14 protein-coding genes and 1 riboswitch are annotated in these 14,383 nt (G+C 71.1%); of the genes, 9 read left to right on the forward strand and 5 right to left on the reverse strand.

Features of this window, described 5'->3' with window-relative positions:
• Positions 1-40 precede the first annotated feature (40 nt).
• Complete coding sequence (locus tag MTP10_RS09915; protein ID WP_310708761.1) at positions 41-898, reverse strand: hypothetical protein; 858 nt, start codon at positions 896-898, stop codon at positions 41-43.
• A 234-nt stretch (positions 899-1,132) separates the two neighbouring features.
• Between MTP10_RS09915 and serA the strand changes: the two genes are divergently transcribed.
• Entirely contained in the window at positions 1,133-2,722 is a 1,590-nt protein-coding gene (serA, locus tag MTP10_RS09920) for a phosphoglycerate dehydrogenase (protein WP_310708762.1), read from the forward strand.
• A 319-nt stretch (positions 2,723-3,041) separates the two neighbouring features.
• Positions 3,042-3,164, forward strand: a complete 123-nt coding sequence (locus MTP10_RS09925) for a hypothetical protein (protein ID WP_310708763.1) — start codon at positions 3,042-3,044, stop codon at positions 3,162-3,164.
• Between the two features lie 174 nt (positions 3,165-3,338).
• Here the strand turns inward: MTP10_RS09925 and MTP10_RS09930 are convergent, their stop codons facing one another.
• Positions 3,339-4,040: a C40 family peptidase gene (locus tag MTP10_RS09930; protein WP_310708764.1), complete on the reverse strand. Its 702-nt coding sequence runs from the start codon at positions 4,038-4,040 to the stop codon at positions 3,339-3,341.
• A gap of 1 nt (position 4,041) precedes the next feature.
• A riboswitch (cyclic di-AMP (ydaO/yuaA leader) is annotated at positions 4,042-4,187 on the reverse strand.
• 98 nt (positions 4,188-4,285) lie between these two features.
• Between MTP10_RS09930 and MTP10_RS09935 the strand changes: the two genes are divergently transcribed.
• The 4 genes from MTP10_RS09935 (at position 4,286) to cimA (ending at position 9,177) form a co-directional block, all read left to right on the forward strand.
• On the forward strand, positions 4,286-5,332 hold the full coding sequence (locus MTP10_RS09935) for a 3-isopropylmalate dehydrogenase (RefSeq protein WP_310708765.1): 1,047 nt from the start codon (positions 4,286-4,288) through the stop codon (positions 5,330-5,332).
• A 187-nt stretch (positions 5,333-5,519) separates the two neighbouring features.
• A complete protein-coding gene (locus tag MTP10_RS09940) occupies positions 5,520-6,617 on the forward strand; it encodes a branched-chain amino acid aminotransferase (RefSeq protein WP_310708766.1) in 1,098 nt (365 codons plus the stop codon).
• Positions 6,618-6,771: 154 nt separating this feature from the next.
• Positions 6,772-7,416 (forward strand): thioredoxin domain-containing protein, encoded by a 645-nt coding sequence (locus tag MTP10_RS09945; RefSeq protein ID WP_310708767.1) that lies wholly within the window; start codon positions 6,772-6,774, stop codon positions 7,414-7,416.
• A 183-nt stretch (positions 7,417-7,599) separates the two neighbouring features.
• Entirely contained in the window at positions 7,600-9,177 is a 1,578-nt protein-coding gene (gene cimA, locus MTP10_RS09950; RefSeq protein WP_310708768.1) for a citramalate synthase, read from the forward strand.
• Here cimA and MTP10_RS09955 read toward each other — a convergent pair.
• Entirely contained in the window at positions 9,137-9,679 is a 543-nt protein-coding gene (locus tag MTP10_RS09955) for a helix-turn-helix domain-containing protein (RefSeq protein WP_310708881.1), read from the reverse strand. The genes cimA and MTP10_RS09955 overlap by 41 nt on opposite strands.
• 56 nt (positions 9,680-9,735) lie before the next feature.
• On the opposite strand from MTP10_RS09955, the gene MTP10_RS09960 reads away from it, so the two are divergent.
• A complete protein-coding gene (locus MTP10_RS09960; RefSeq protein WP_310708769.1) occupies positions 9,736-10,044 on the forward strand; it encodes a hypothetical protein in 309 nt (102 codons plus the stop codon).
• A 66-nt stretch (positions 10,045-10,110) separates the two neighbouring features.
• On the opposite strand, the gene MTP10_RS09965 is transcribed toward MTP10_RS09960, so the two are convergent.
• A complete protein-coding gene (locus MTP10_RS09965; protein ID WP_310708770.1) occupies positions 10,111-11,763 on the reverse strand; it encodes a heparinase II/III family protein in 1,653 nt (550 codons plus the stop codon).
• Positions 11,764-11,923: 160 nt separating this feature from the next.
• Between MTP10_RS09965 and MTP10_RS09970 the strand changes: the two genes are divergently transcribed.
• Both MTP10_RS09970 and MTP10_RS09975 read left to right on the forward strand, forming a co-directional pair.
• The gene (locus MTP10_RS09970) at positions 11,924-13,336 is read left to right on the forward strand and encodes a hypothetical protein (protein ID WP_310708771.1); all 1,413 of its coding nucleotides are present in this window, start codon (positions 11,924-11,926) and stop codon (positions 13,334-13,336) included.
• Between the two features lie 14 nt (positions 13,337-13,350).
• Positions 13,351-13,947, forward strand: coding sequence for an HD domain-containing protein (locus tag MTP10_RS09975; RefSeq protein ID WP_310708772.1), 597 nt, complete (start codon positions 13,351-13,353; stop codon positions 13,945-13,947).
• A gap of 12 nt (positions 13,948-13,959) precedes the next feature.
• On the opposite strand, the gene MTP10_RS09980 is transcribed toward MTP10_RS09975, so the two are convergent.
• Complete coding sequence (locus MTP10_RS09980; protein WP_310708773.1) at positions 13,960-14,331, reverse strand: antibiotic biosynthesis monooxygenase; 372 nt, start codon at positions 14,329-14,331, stop codon at positions 13,960-13,962.
• Between the last annotated feature and the right edge of the window lie 52 nt (positions 14,332-14,383).

Raw genomic sequence — 14,383 nt, forward strand, 5'->3', positions numbered from 1 at the left:
TTCCACCGTGCCCGCCGAGCCGGAGGCGGCGCCCGTACGGCTAGTCGGTGACGCTCGCGCACACCACGTGCGCGCCGATCTCGATCATGCGGCGCTCGCTGCGCGCGTCGGCCACGCGGGCCATGAGGATCGGCGCCCCGCTGGCCGCGAACTGCGGCAGCCGGGCGCGCACCCCGCGGTGCAGGTCGCGCACGACGTCCTCGGCCGCCGACATGTGCACCTTCACGTGCAGCATGATGCCGGGGACGCCCGAGGCGGTGCGGGCCTCGGAGATCCAGACGTGGTGGACCAGCGGGTAGTCCATCAGCAGGTGCGCGATGGCGCGCCGCAGCGCGGGCAGGATGGGGTGCGTGCAGCGCCGGTAGCCGGGATCGACCTGCTGCATCGGGCCCGACAGGTGCGGGCGCGGCGCGGGGATCCACGGCATCTGCGGCGCCTCGGGAGCCGGCGGCGCCACCTGGGCGAGCGCGGGGGCACCGCGCGACACCATGGCCATGGCGCCGGTCGCGTAGGCGGCGGGGGCGGCGCCCGACAGGACGGGCGTCGGCCCGGTGCGCGTCGAGGTCAGGAACCGCTGGAGGTCGTCGATCGGCACGGCGGCCGCGGCCGGCCCGGCGGCGTCGATGACGATCTCCCGCACACCCGTGACGCGCTGGATGTCGAGAATGGTGTCGGCGTCGCAGGCCGACAGGGCATGGCAACCGCGGTGCCTGGCGTAGGTCCCAGGGCCGGTGTATCCGAGCAGGACCCGGTCGCCGGCCTGCGTGGTGCCCAGGACGACGGACCGGTCGGGTCGCACGGCCACCAGGACTCCGCCCTCGGCCAGGGCCGCGAGCAGGCGGTGCGGGGCACCATGCTGGACGAGCACGTCGGCGAGCGCAGGATTCCCGATGCTCATATGACGAACCATAGGTAGTGGGCCACGGCTTATCAGGCTAATGGCGAAGAAATCCCCCTATCAAGACAAAGATGGATGCGACGTGGATGACTTTGGCCGTCCGCGGGTAGGGCGGCGTCCGTCTCACATGCCGGGTCCCTCGTGAACGCGTTCACAAGCGCGGATACACTCTGTGGGACTCCGAGGGGCTCGCCGACGTGCCCCTAGCCCGCCGCTCGCCTTAAGGATCCATCCGTGACAAAGCCCGTCGTCCTGGTCGCAGAGGAGCTGTCCGAGGCCGGCCTCGCCGTGCTCGGCGCCGATTTCGAGGTCCGCCACACCGACGGCGCCGACCGCTCGCAGCTGCTGCCCGCGCTCGCCGACGTGGACGCGCTGATCGTCCGCTCCGCCACGCAGGTGGACGCCGAGGCGATCGCCGCCGCGCCCAAGCTGCGCGTCGTCGCCCGCGCCGGGGTGGGCCTCGACAACGTCGACGTCGAGGCGGCCACCAAGGCCGGAGTGATGGTCGTCAACGCGCCCACCTCCAACATCACCAGCGCCGCCGAGCAGACCATCGCCCTCATCCTGGCCAGCGCCCGCAACACGGCCCAGGCCCACGCCGCGCTGAAGAACGGCGAGTGGAAGCGGTCCAAGTACACCGGCGTCGAGCTCGACGAGAAGGTCGTCGGCATCCTGGGCCTCGGCAAGATCGGGCAGCTCGTGGCGCAGCGGCTCCAGCCGTTCGGCGTCGAGCTGATCGCCTACGACCCCTACCTGCCGCCGGCCCGCGCCGCGCAGATGGGCGTCAAGCTGCTCAGCCTCGAAGAGGTGCTCAAGCAGGCCGACTTCATCACCGTCCACCTGCCCAAGTCCAAGGAGACCGTCGGCCTCATCGGCGACAAGGAGCTGCACGAGGTCAAGCCCTCGGTGCGGATCGTCAACGTGGCCCGCGGCGGCATCGTCGACGAGGCGGCGCTCTACACCGCGATCAAGGAGGGTCGCGTGGCGGGCGCCGGCATCGACGTCTTCGCCAAGGAGCCCTGCACCGACAGCCCCCTGTTCGAGCTCGACCAGGTCGTCGTGACGCCGCACCTCGGCGCCTCCACGCACGAGGCCCAGGAGAAGGCCGGCACCCAGGTGGCGCGCAGCGTGAAGCTGGCGCTGGCGGGCGAGTTCGTGCCCGACGCGGTCAACGTCCAGGGCGGCGCCGTCGCCGAGGACGTCAAGCCGGGCCTGCCGCTCGCCGAGAAGCTCGGTCGCGTCTTCACCGCCCTGGCCGGCGAGGTGGCCACCAAGCTCGACGTCGAGGTGCGCGGCGAGATCGCCTCGCAGGACGTGCGGGTGCTGGAGCTGGCCGCGCTCAAGGGCGTCTTCACCGACGTGGTCGAGGACTCCGTGACGTACGTCAACGCGCCGCTGCTGGCCAAGGACCGCGGCGTCACGGTGGAGCTGGTGACCAGCTCCGAGAGCCCCGACTGGCGCAACGTCGTCACCGTGCGCGGCGTGCTGGCCGACGGCCGGCAGGTCTCCGTGTCCGGCACGCTGTCCGGCCCGCGGCAGATCACGAAGATCGTCGAGGTCAACGGCTACGAGATGGAGATCGAGCCGACCGAGCACCTTTCGTTCTTCACCTACACCGACCGGCCCGGCGTGGTCGGCGTCGTGGGCCGCCTCCTCGGCGAGCACGGCGTCAACATCGCCTCGATGCAGGTGGCCCGTGACGTCAAGGGCGGCAAGGCGCTGATCGCGCTGACCGTCGACACGGCCATCCCGGCCGACGTGGTCGAGCAGATCGTCGCCGAGATCGGCGCGGACAGCGGCCGCTCGGTCGACCTCGACGGCTGACGGACCGTCCCCTTCCCGAAGACCGCCGCCGGACAGCACCTGTCCGGCGGCGGTCGTTTTTGTCTCACGATGCGAGATATTAGGACGTCCTAGGAGACAGCCGGGAGACCGGAAGGTACATTGCTAGCAATGCGCCAGGTTCTCGTACTCATTACCTGCCGCGGCGGGGCCTGTTAGGGCAGGCCGGCGACCCGCCGCGGTGTGGCGTCGCGTCGGCCGTCAGTCCCATCGCCTGGTCCGTGTTCCCGTGCCGCGAGCTCATGCTCGGCCGGGATTCGACTCCCGTCTGTACGACGCCCCGCGAAACGAGATGAACCACATGTATGAGATGTACTCCTGGAACGGTGCCGAGGAGCGCGACGACGAGGCGGCCGAGGCCGTGCAGACCGCGCTGGACCGCCGCGACAACGGCGGCGCCCCGCAGGCCGCCGACCAGCGCTGACCTTCCCCGGCCGCTCCTGACTCGGCCGGCTGTTTCCTGACCCGGCCGGCCGGTCCCTGACCCTGTCCTGATCCCCGTCATGCCGGTGGGCCGGGCGCGAGCTCCGGCCGCGCCCGGCCCACCGGCAGTGGGTCACAGGACAGGTGTCACTTGATGGGCGTCACTTGATGGGTGTCACAGGATGGTGGCCGCGGGGATGTTGGCCGGGGCGGGGGTCTTGCGCTCGGCCTTCATGGCGGCCCACGCCTTGACGCCCTTGGGGTCGGGGCGGACGGCGCCGACGAAGGAGGCGCGGCGCCAGGCCGACAGGCGCTCCACCTTGACCACGTCACCCGTCTGCGGGGAGTGCACCATGTACCCGGGCTTGGAGATCATCCCGACGTGCCCGAGGTTGTGGAAGAAGACGAGGTCGCCGGGCTTGAGGTTCTTCCAGGAGATCTTCCGGGAGAACGCCCGGTACTGCTCCGCCGCGGTCCGGGGGAGCTGGATGCCGGCGTGCTGGTAGGCCTTCAAGGTCAGGCCGGAGCAGTCGTAGCCCTTGCGGGTGGTGCCGCCCCACACGTACGGGGTGCCGCGTTTGTCGAGGGCGAACTTGAGTGCCCGTTTCCAGGCGGGGAGAGGGGTCTTCTTGTCGCGGGCGGCTTGGACGTCCGCGGCGGTCAACATGACGATCGGCGAGGTCAGGCGGGCCGTCGTGGTCTCCTCCTTGGCGCTGCCCGGCAGCGAGGAGGACGCGTTCTGGAACGTTCCAGAAGTGATGGGGGGAAGGGGGGTGCTTTGCCGCGACGGCTGGGAGGAGGCGAGGGAGGCGCTGGCCGGGGCGGCGAGCGCGACCCCTGCGGTCGCGACGGCGGCGAGCATGGCGATGCGAGACACGAAGGTCCTTCCATACGGCCTACCGGGTTAGCTGACGGGCTCGGGCCTGGAAGTGGCCCTACGGCGGTGACCTGCCGATTCGCCCCGAAAAGGGGAATGGGTCCCCGGCTCCACGCAACTGCTGCGCGGATTCGGCTCGACGGACTCTAACGAAACGGTCAAACGACCGCAATACCTGGCAAAACGGATGTCCGGTACGTGAGATGGTGTGTTCGGCAGTCGAGACGAGCCGGTAGGGTACGGCCATGGATTCGCGCGACATTCGCCTGGCAGTGATCCCTGGGGACGGCATCGGCACCGAGGTCGTGACCGAAGGGCTCAAGGTGCTCGAAGCCGTCGGCACGAAGATCGAGGCCACCCACTACGATCTCGGCGCCGCCCGCTACCACCGCACCGGCGAGACCCTGCCCGACTCCGTCCTGGAGGAGCTGCGCGGCTACGACGCGATCCTGCTCGGCGCCGTCGGCGACCCCAGCGTGCCGCCGGGCATCCTGGAGCGCGACCTGCTGCTGCGCCTGCGCTTCGTCTTCGACCACTACGTCAACCTGCGCCCGGTCAAGCTCTACCCGGGAGTGGAGACGCCGCTGGCCCGCGCCGGCGCCGAGGACATCGACATGATCGTCATCCGCGAGGGCACCGAGGGCCTGTACGCGGGCACGGGCGGCGTGATGCGCGGCGGCACCCCGCACGAGATCGCCACCCAGGAGTCGCTCAACACCGCCCACGGCGTGGAGCGCGTGGTGCGCTACGCCTTCGCCAAGGCGCAGTCGAGGCCGCGCAAGAAGCTCACGCTCATCCACAAGACCAACGTGCTGACCTACGCCGGAGACCTCTGGCAGCGCACGGTCAACCGGGTGGCCGAGGAGTTCCCCGAGGTCACGACCGACTACAGTCACATCGACGCGGCCTCGATGTTCTTCGTCACGCAGCCCGAGCGGTTCGACGTGATCGTCACCGACAACCTCTTCGGTGACATCATCACCGACCTGGGCGCGGCGATCGCGGGCGGCATCGGCCTGGCCGCCAGCGGCAACATCAACCCCGAGCGCACCGCGCCCAGCATGTTCGAGCCGGTCCACGGCAGCGCGCCCGACATCGCGGGCCAGGGCAAGGCCGACCCGACCGCGACGATCCTGTCCGTCGCCATGCTCCTCGACCATCTCGGCCTGCACGCCGAGGCCACCAAGGTGGAGCAGGCCGTCGCCGACGACATCATCGAGCGGCTGAGCGGCGGGGCGAGCCGGACGACCGGCGAGATCGGTGACGACATCACCGCGCGAGTATCGGGCTAGGGCCGCCCCAGCTCCGTAAGCGCCTGGCGGTCCGAACCGGACCTGCCAGGCGCTTTTCGCATGTTCGGGGTCATACCATCCCAGTGACCCCTTGCCATCCCAAATAGCGAGACACTAGGAAGTACGTGGAGTGCCGGCGCGCAGTGCCGCCGGCATCACCGAGTCGTAGAGAGAAGGACCAATCGTCATGACCATCGCTCAGAAGCTCAGCTTCGACGTGCAGCTATCCGACCACGCTCGCACCGCGGCGGAGCGCGAGCAGGTACTGGCGAGTCCGGGCTTCGGGCAGACCTTCACCGACCACATGATCTCCATCCAGTACACCGAGGGCGAGGGCTGGCACGACGCGCGGCTCCAGCCGTACGGGCCGCTCTCCCTCGACCCGGCCACGGCGGTCTTCCACTACGCGCAGGAGCTGTTCGAGGGGCTCAAGGCGTACCGGCAGATCAACGGCTCCGTCGTGACGTTCCGGCCGTACGCCAACGCGGCCCGCTTCAACCAGTCGGCGGTGCGCATGGCGATGCCGGAGCTGCCCGAGGAGACGTTCGTCGAGTCGCTGGAGCAGCTCGTGCAGGCCGACCGCGAGTGGGTGCCGACCGCCGAGGGGCACAGCCTCTACCTGCGGCCCTTCATCATCGCCACCCAGGTCGGGCTGGGCGTCAACTACCCGTCGCGCACCTACACGTACATGGTGATCGCCTCGCCGGCGGCCTCGTACTTCAGCGGCGGCGTCAAGCCCGTCTCGGTGTGGCTGTCCACCGAGTACACCCGCGCCGCCCCCGGCGGCACCGGCTTCGCCAAGTGCGGCGGCAACTACGCCGCCGCGTTCGTCGCCCAGCGCCAGGCCGTGGAGAACGGCTGCGACCAGGTGGTGTGGCTCGACGCGGCCCAGCACGCGTACGTCGAGGAGATGGGCGGGATGAACCTGTTCTTCGTCATCGGCGGCAAGCTCGTCACTCCCTCCCTGACCGGCACCCTGCTGCCCGGCATCACCCGCGACTCGATCCTCGCGCTGGCCGACGACCTCGGCCTGGAGGCCGAGGAGCGCCTGGTCAGCGTCGAGGAGTGGCAGGAGGGGTGCGTGTCGGGCGAGGTCAGCGAGGTGTTCGCCTGCGGCACGGCGGCGGTCGTCACGCCGGTCGGCTCCGTCAAGGGCGCCGACCGCTCCTGGACGGTCGCCGACGGCACCCCCGGCCCCGTCACCCTGCGGGTCCGCGAGGAACTGCTCGGCATCCAGTACGGCTCCCGCCCCGACCAGCACGGCTGGATCCACAAGGTCCTCTAGCCCCCGCTCCCGCGCAGTCCTCTCCCGTGGCGGCGACGCGGCCCGTCTCCCGGCGGGCCGCGTCGCCGTGAAGCGGCCTCCCGGGATGCCCGGTTCGCGGCGTTCACAGGTGATTCCGGTAAGGTCGCCGCGACCGGATCGAGGGACGGGACGAATGACGAAGAGGGTGGCGGCCGTGCTGGCCGCCTTGGCGGTGCTGGCCGCGCTCGTGGTGTTCCAGACGAGCGGCGGCGACGGGTCGTCGCCGGGTGTGCGGCTGCTGCGGCAGGCCGACGGCAGCATGGTGCTGGCCGACACCAGTGCCACGGCGCCGGTGCTGGACCTGTACGAGGACTTCGACTGCCCGGTCTGCAAGGACCTGCACAGCAGGGTGGACGCCACGATGCGGCGCCTGGCGGCCGAAGGCAAGGTCAAGGTCGTCTACCACCCGATCACGATCTTCCAGGACGAGCCGATGCGCTCGAACTCCATCCGGGCCGCCGCCGCGGCGCGCTGCGTGCCCGAGGCCAACTGGCTGGCCTTCCGCGACGAGCTGTACGGCATGCAGCCCGCCCCGCACGGCGAGGCCTCCGGCTTCACGCTGGAGGAGCTGGTCAGGGCCGCCCGCCAGGCCGGCGCGTCGGTGGACCAGTGCGTCACCTCCCAGACGTACGCCGAGGACCACCTGAAGCAGAGCGCCAGAGTCCGTCTGGAGGGCACGCCCACGGTCGTGCTCGACGGGCGGCTGCTCGGTGACGAGGCGTTCGACCCCAAGGCCCTGGAGACGGCCATCACCGGCGGCTCGGGCGTCACCGTGTGACTCTTTGTGTCCATAAGGTGAGACCGATGTGCCGAATGGTGAGTCCGTATGGCAGACTCCTAGGCACCATGTTCTACGGTCTGCTCATTATCGGCAGGCGCGCTGGCTGACGCAGGGACCGAGCCAGCGCGCAGACCTCTCACGCCCGTGAGGGGTCTTTTTGTTTTCCAGGGAGACGACACCATGGCCGACGACCGCTTCCACGTCTATGACACGACGCTGCGTGACGGCGCACAGCAGGAGGGGCTCAACCTCACCGTTGCCGACAAGCTCGCCGTCGCGCGCCATCTGGACGGGCTGGGCGTCGGCTTCATCGAAGGGGGATGGCCGGGCGCCAACCCCAAGGACACGGACTTCTTCAGGCGGGCCCAGACCGAGCTCGACCTGAAGCACGCGCAGCTCACCGCGTTCGGCGCGACCCGCCGGGCCGGTGTGAAGGCAGCCGACGACCCACTGGTGGCCGCACTGCGCGAATCCGGGGCGCCGGTGGTGACCCTTGTCGCCAAGAGTCACGACCGGCACGTCGATCTGGCCCTCCGCACGACGCTTGAGGAGAACCTCGCGATGATCCGCGACACGGTCTCCCATCTTCGCGCGGAGGGCCAGAGGGTCTTCCTCGACGCCGAGCACTTCTTCGACGGCTACCGGTCCAACCCCGCCTACGCGCTGGAGGTCCTCAGGACCGCCGCCGAGGCCGGCGCCGACGTCGTCGCCCTGTGCGACACCAACGGCGGCATGCTCCCCGACGAGCTGGCCGACATCGTCCACGCGGCCTCGCAGACCGGCGCCCGCGTCGGCATCCACTGCCATGACGACACCGGCTGCGCCGTCGCCAACACCCTGGCCGCCGTCCAGGCCGGCGCCACCCACGTGCAGGGCTGCGCCAACGGCTACGGCGAGCGCTCCGGCAACGCCAACCTGTTCACCGTGGTCGCCAACCTCCAGCTCAAGCGCGGCTTCGACCTCGTGCCGCCGCCGGCGCTGGCCGACATGACGCGCATCGCCCACGCCATCACCGAGGTCACCAACGTGACCCCCAACTCCCACGCCCCGTACGTCGGCACGTCGGCGTTCGCGCACAAGGCCGGCCTGCACGCCAGCGCCATCAAGGTCGACCCCAACCTCTACCAGCACATCGACCCCGCCCAGGTGGGCAACGACATGCGGATGCTGGTCTCCGACATGGCGGGGCGCGCCTCGGTCGAGCTGAAGGGCCGCGAGCTGGGCTACGAGCTCACCCCGGAGCACACGAAGTCCCTGGTCGAGCGGGTCAAGGACCTGGAGTCGCAGGGCTTCACGTTCGAGGCGGCCGACGCCTCCTTCGAGCTGTTGCTGCGCGACACCGTCCAGGGGGAGCGGCGCCGCCACTTCGAGGTCGAGTCGTGGCGGGTGATCGTCGAGCGCACCAAGGGCGGCGACCTGGTCAGCGAGGCCACGGTCAAGCTGCACGCCAAGGGCGAGCGGATGGTCGCCACCGGCGAGGGCAACGGCCCCGTCAACGCGCTCGACCGGGCCGTGCGGCTCGCGCTGGAGCAGCTCTACCCGGAGCTGGCCAGGCTGGAGCTCATCGACTACAAGGTGCGCATCCTGGAGGGCACCCACGGCACGGGCGCCATCACCCGCGTGCTCATCACCTCCAGCGACGACACGGCCGAGTGGGCCACGGTCGGCGTCGCCGAGAACATCATCGACGCCTCCTGGCAGGCACTGGAGCAGGCGGTCACCTACAGCCTCCTCCGCGCGGGCCACGAGACCGGCTGAGACGAGCTTCGGGCTGGGAAGCTCCGGGGCACAAAGCACGGTCCTCCGCAAGGGGCGCTTCGCGCCATGGGGCTCCGGGCAGCGCCCTGTGGGGGCAAGCCCCCACACCCCGACCTTGGGGGTCTCCCGACCCCCAGACCCCGGCCGTACGCCCGATCGCGCCAAGACGTTCCGGGCGGCGGTAGCACGGCATGGAGTGAGCCGGGGGAACACGGCGGGGAGAGAGCCCATGGTGGCCGCGGACCAGTGCCCGGCGGGTGGGGAAGTGGCCGTAGAGGGTGCCGATGGCGACGCCGGCGCGGCGGGCGACGCTCTCCAGGCTGGACTCGACGCCTCCTTCCCGGAAGGCCGCGTCGGCCTCGGCCAGCAGGCGTTCGTAGTTGCGGCGGGCGTCGGCGCGGGGCCGGCGGGTGGTGAAGGTGTCGGTCTGGCACGCCCGGCGCGGCGGCCGGCTGGCCGAGGGCGCGCACTGGGAGGTGTCGTACATCGACTGCCACGACATCGCCGCCTGCGCCGCCGCGCTGCTCACCGGATCACCCGGCCCGGGGGGAGACGCACGTGCTGACCGGACCGCGGGGGCTGACTCATGCTCAGATCGCGGAGGAGCTCTCGGCCGTGCTGGGCCGGACCGTCGAGTGCGTCGCGCTGCCTCCGGCCGAGCTGGCCGCGGCGCTGCGGGCCCGAGGGCTGCCCGCGTCCTTCGCCGACGACGTCACCGAGCTGTCCCGGCAGGTCGCGACCGGCTACCTGGCCGCCACGACGACGGCCGTCCAGGAGCTCACGGGCCGCCCGCCGCGTACGTTCGCGCAGTTCGCGGCCGCCAACGCGGAGGCGTTGCGGACCGGGCTCGCCGCCGCGACGAGCTGAGACGAGCTGAGACGAGCTGAGACAGGCTGAGGCGAGCTGCGACGAGCCCGCGATCGTGCGGGCCGGTCAGAGGAGGCCGGCCGAGAAGGACACGCCCTCGACCTTGACCTTGCCGCCCGAGCACGACACCTTCGGGTCGTCCGTGCCCGGCACGACGACCGTCAGCAGCGACGCGGCGGCGGGGGAGACGACGACGGCGGCCGGCTCCTTGGACAGGTAGGTCGGCGACACCCAGCCCAGCTTCCCGCCGCGCTCGACCCTCTGCCCGCCGACCGGGCGGCAGGAGGAGTCGAGCTGGAGCAGCGTGACCCGGAACTTGCCGTCTCCCAGCACCACCCGGCCGCCCTGGTTCGAGACGACCTTGAGCGACGGGGCGAACCTCCACAGGTTGCGCACCTTCGCGCCGCCCGCCGCCGTGTCGAGCACCGCCATCAGGTCCTCGCCGTGGTTGACGAGCACCGAACGGGTGCGGGCCGTGCCGTACGCCTTGTCGGTCAGACGGAACGCCTGCCGATCGTCGCCGATCGCCGACTTGGTGAGCTTGCTGGCCGTGCGCGGGCGGAAGCTCCTGCCGACGACCGTCGGGACGTTGTGCGCCTCGGGGGAGAGCGTCCAGTAGCGGTAGGCGCTCTTCTCGTAGGAGTGGAAGCCGGCGTCCATGAGGATGTCGCGGCCGTGCGCGTAGTAGGTCACGCCCAGGTGGTCCTCGTGGCCGTGGAACTTCAGGCCGGGGCCGAACCGGATCGAGTAGAAGGTGGAGTCCGGCTTGTTCCACGCCGTCCGGCCGTACACGTAGCCGGCGCGGTAGACCTTGACCTCCTGCTTGGGCGTGCCGGTGTCCACCCGGGGCTCGGTCTCGGCGCTGCCGTCGCCGAGGGGCACCATGTAGCCGTTGGGCATGGTGGAGTGGGCGATGAAGTCCTTCAGGGCGTCGGCCCGCTGGGAGATCTCGCCCGGCACCTTGCGCCCGCAGTCCTTCATGTTGGCGATGGCCACCTGGAGCCGGCCGTACACGTAGACGGCGTAGCGCGGCGCCTGCTCCATGAGCGCGCCCTGCGCGTCCACGTCGAGCTTGACGGTGCCGGTCAGGCGCCGGGAGGCCAGGCTCGCCCAGTCGGAGCGGCCGTAGCGGCAGCCGATGCCCATGAGCGCGATGTCCTGGTCCATCCCATGGTTGTGGCCCTTCTTGTAGAGCCTCGGGTCGGCCAGCAGCCGGGCGTGGTCGGCCAGGCTGTCCTTCAGCCAGGCGTCCTTGACGTGCATGCTCAGGCAGACCAGCGCCTGCGAGCGCAGGGAGACGGGGTGGTCCTTCCAGACGTACGACGCGGTGCCGCGGGCGCCGCGCCGGTTGTGGGCCACCCAGTCCTTGGTGATCTCCTTGGCCCGGTCGAGGTAGCGCTCCTCGCCGCTGTTCTCGTAGGCCACCACGAGCGTGCCCATCCAGCGCAGCGACTGGAAGACGAACTCCCAGGAGCGGTTCTTGTACGGGCTCGCCGCCCAGTTGATCCTGCTGCCGAGCTTGTACGGCGGCAGGCCGACGAGGGAGATCTCGCCCCGCATGACCTCGTCGGCCGTGGGCGTGGCGGGCAGCCAGTCGCCCTGGCACTGGGCGGTGCGCTTCACCTTCTCCGGCCCGGTGGCGGGGGTGTCGGCCCGCGCCGAGCCCGCCAACCCGCAGAGAAGGAGCAGGGAGGCAAGGGGGATCGCGAGGCGGCGCACGCCGGTTTCCTTCCGGGCCGTGAAGATGGGGGCGGAACATGCTGTCCGAATCGCGATCAACCGGTCAAGTCGGGTGGCTTGCCAGGTGCCAGATCGTTAGCGGCCCGATAGTTGTTCGTCCTTTGTATCCTGTTTGCTCGTCCGGAGGCAGAGGAGGCCGATGATGTCCTTGGTGCGCCGGCACTGGCCGCTGCTCCTCGTCCTCCTCGCCGGGGTGGTGCTGCGCGGCCTGGCCCTGCTCGGCTACCGGCCGGCGATCTGGTTCTGGGCGGACTCCTTCGCCTACCTCAACGCCGCGCTCGACCTGCGCCCGCTGGAGTCGCGCACCTCCGGCTACTCGTTCTTCCTGTGGGCGCTGCGCCCGCTGGCGAGCGTCGAGGCGGTCGTGGTCGTGCAGCACCTCCTGGGGCTCGGCATCGGCGTCCTCGTGTACGCGCTGCTGCGCCGCCGCCTGCCCGCCTGGGCCGCCGCCCTGTTCGCCCTGCCGGTCCTCCTGGACGCGTACCAGATCCAGCTCGAACACATGATCATGGCGGATCTGCTGTTCGTGTTCCTCGTCATGGCGGCCGTCACGCTGCTCCTGTGGCGGCCCCGCCCCACGGTGGCCACGGCCGCCGCGGCCGGGGTCCTGCTGGCCGCCGCCACGGTTACCCGGACCATCGGGCTGCCGCTGATCGCCGTCGTCGCCGTCGCGCTGCTGCTGCGCCGCGCCGGCTGGCGCTCCGTCGCCGCGCTCGCCGTGGCCGCCGCGATCCCGCTCGCCGGCTACGCCTCGTGGTTCGCCTCCGTCCACGGCACGTACCAGCTGAGCCGCGGCAACACGTTCCTGTGGGCGCGCACGCTGACCTTCGCCGACTGCGCGCGCATCCAGCCGGACCTGCCGCGCCTCTGCCCGAAAGAGCCGCTCGGGCAGCGCAGGCAGCCGCCCGAGTACATCTGGGACGCCGACTCGCCGATCAACGCGATCAAGGGCGGCAACGCCGCGCGCGACGAGGCCGCGGGCCGCTTCGCCCGTCAGGCGATCCTCGCCCAGCCGCTCGACTTCCTCGCCGCCGGGCTCGCCGACGCGGCCCACGTCTTCAGCTGGGAGCGCTGGGTGTACCCGGTGGACGGGGAGCAGAGCGCCTACTCCTTCCCCGAGCGGATCCCGCCGTTCAAGGACGTGCCCGCCTCCAAGGACCGCACCGCCGCCGAGATCACCACCGACTACCAGGGCGCCTCCGGCCAGACGGCGGTCGTCGACCCGTACGCGGGCTGGATCCGCGGCTACCAGAGCCAGGGCTTCCTGCGCGGGCCGTTCCTCGGCGCGCTGCTCCTCGTCGGCCTGGCGGGGGTGGCGCTCAGGTGGCGGTCGCTGGGCGGCGCGGTGCTGCTGCCGTGGGCGGCCTCCGTGACGCTGCTCCTGCTGCCCGTGCTGATCGCCGCCTTCGACCACCGGTACGTGCTGCCCGCCGTACCCCTCGCCTGCCTCGCGGCGGGTCTGGCCGTCGCCCGCCGCACGCCGTCGCCCTCCCGCGGGGACGACGCGGCGACCCACGAGCGGCCCACTGAGCCGGTCGGGCGGGCCGGCTGAGCCATGATGGCCTCATGAAGCTGAACGATCTGGTGATCCCCGACACCGCCGCCTGCCGCGGCGCGCTGGAGGTGGCGACCAGGTACCACTCGCCCTCGCTGCTCAACCACTCGGTCCGGGCCTACCTGTGGGCCGCCGCCCACGCCAGGAAGCACGGCATCGCCTTCGACGCGGAGCTGCTCTACGTCTCGGCCATGCTCCACGACCTCGGCCTGACCGCGGAGTTCGACAGCCACACCGTGCCGTTCGAGGAGGCGGGCGGGCACGTCGCCTGGGCCTTCTGCGCGGGCGCCGGCTGGTCGCGCGAGCGCAGGCAACGCGCCCTGGAGGTGATCGTCCGGCACATGTGGGACGAGGTGCCCCTGGCGGACGACCCCGAGGGACACCTGCTGGAGCTGTCCACCGGCATGGACATCTCCGGCCGGCGCACCGACGAGATCCCGCCCGACCTGCGGGAGGAGGTCCTCGGCCGCTACCCGCGGCTGGACATCGCGAAGGAGTTCGCCGCCTGCGTCACCGAGCAGGGCGAGCGCAAGCCGTCCAGCCTGGCGGGCGGGTTCGTCCGGTCGGGGATCGCCGAGCGGATCGCCCGCAACCCGCTCGACTCCTGACCCCGCGCTCTCCTACTTGGGGCCGGCGGTCTGGACGACCTCGAACGACCACAGCTCCGAGCCGGACGCCGCCGGACCATGCCCGTGGCCGTGCCCCTGACCGGCCCCCTGGTTCTGGTCACCGCCCTGCTGTCCGGCCTCGGCGGCGGCCTGGGCGTGGCCGCGCTGGAACGCCTGCCCCTTCTGCCAGGCCTGGAAGTCCTCCTCGCTGCGCCAGCGCGTGTAGACGAGGTACCGGTCGGTACCCTCCACCGGCCGCAGCAGCTCGAACCACTCGAACCCGTCGGAGGACTCCACCATCCCCGCCCGGTTGGAGAACCGGCGCTCCAGCTCTTCCCGCATCTCAGCGGGAACGTTCAGCACATTGATCTTCACGACGGACAACGCGACCCCTCTCGCGGCAGTCTCACCGCACCGGCCGCCCCGTCGCGAGCCG

Origin of the sequence: Nonomuraea sp. 3-1Str (assembly GCF_031570565.1) — a bacterium.
Classification (GTDB): Bacteria; Actinomycetota; Actinomycetes; order Streptosporangiales; family Streptosporangiaceae; genus Nonomuraea.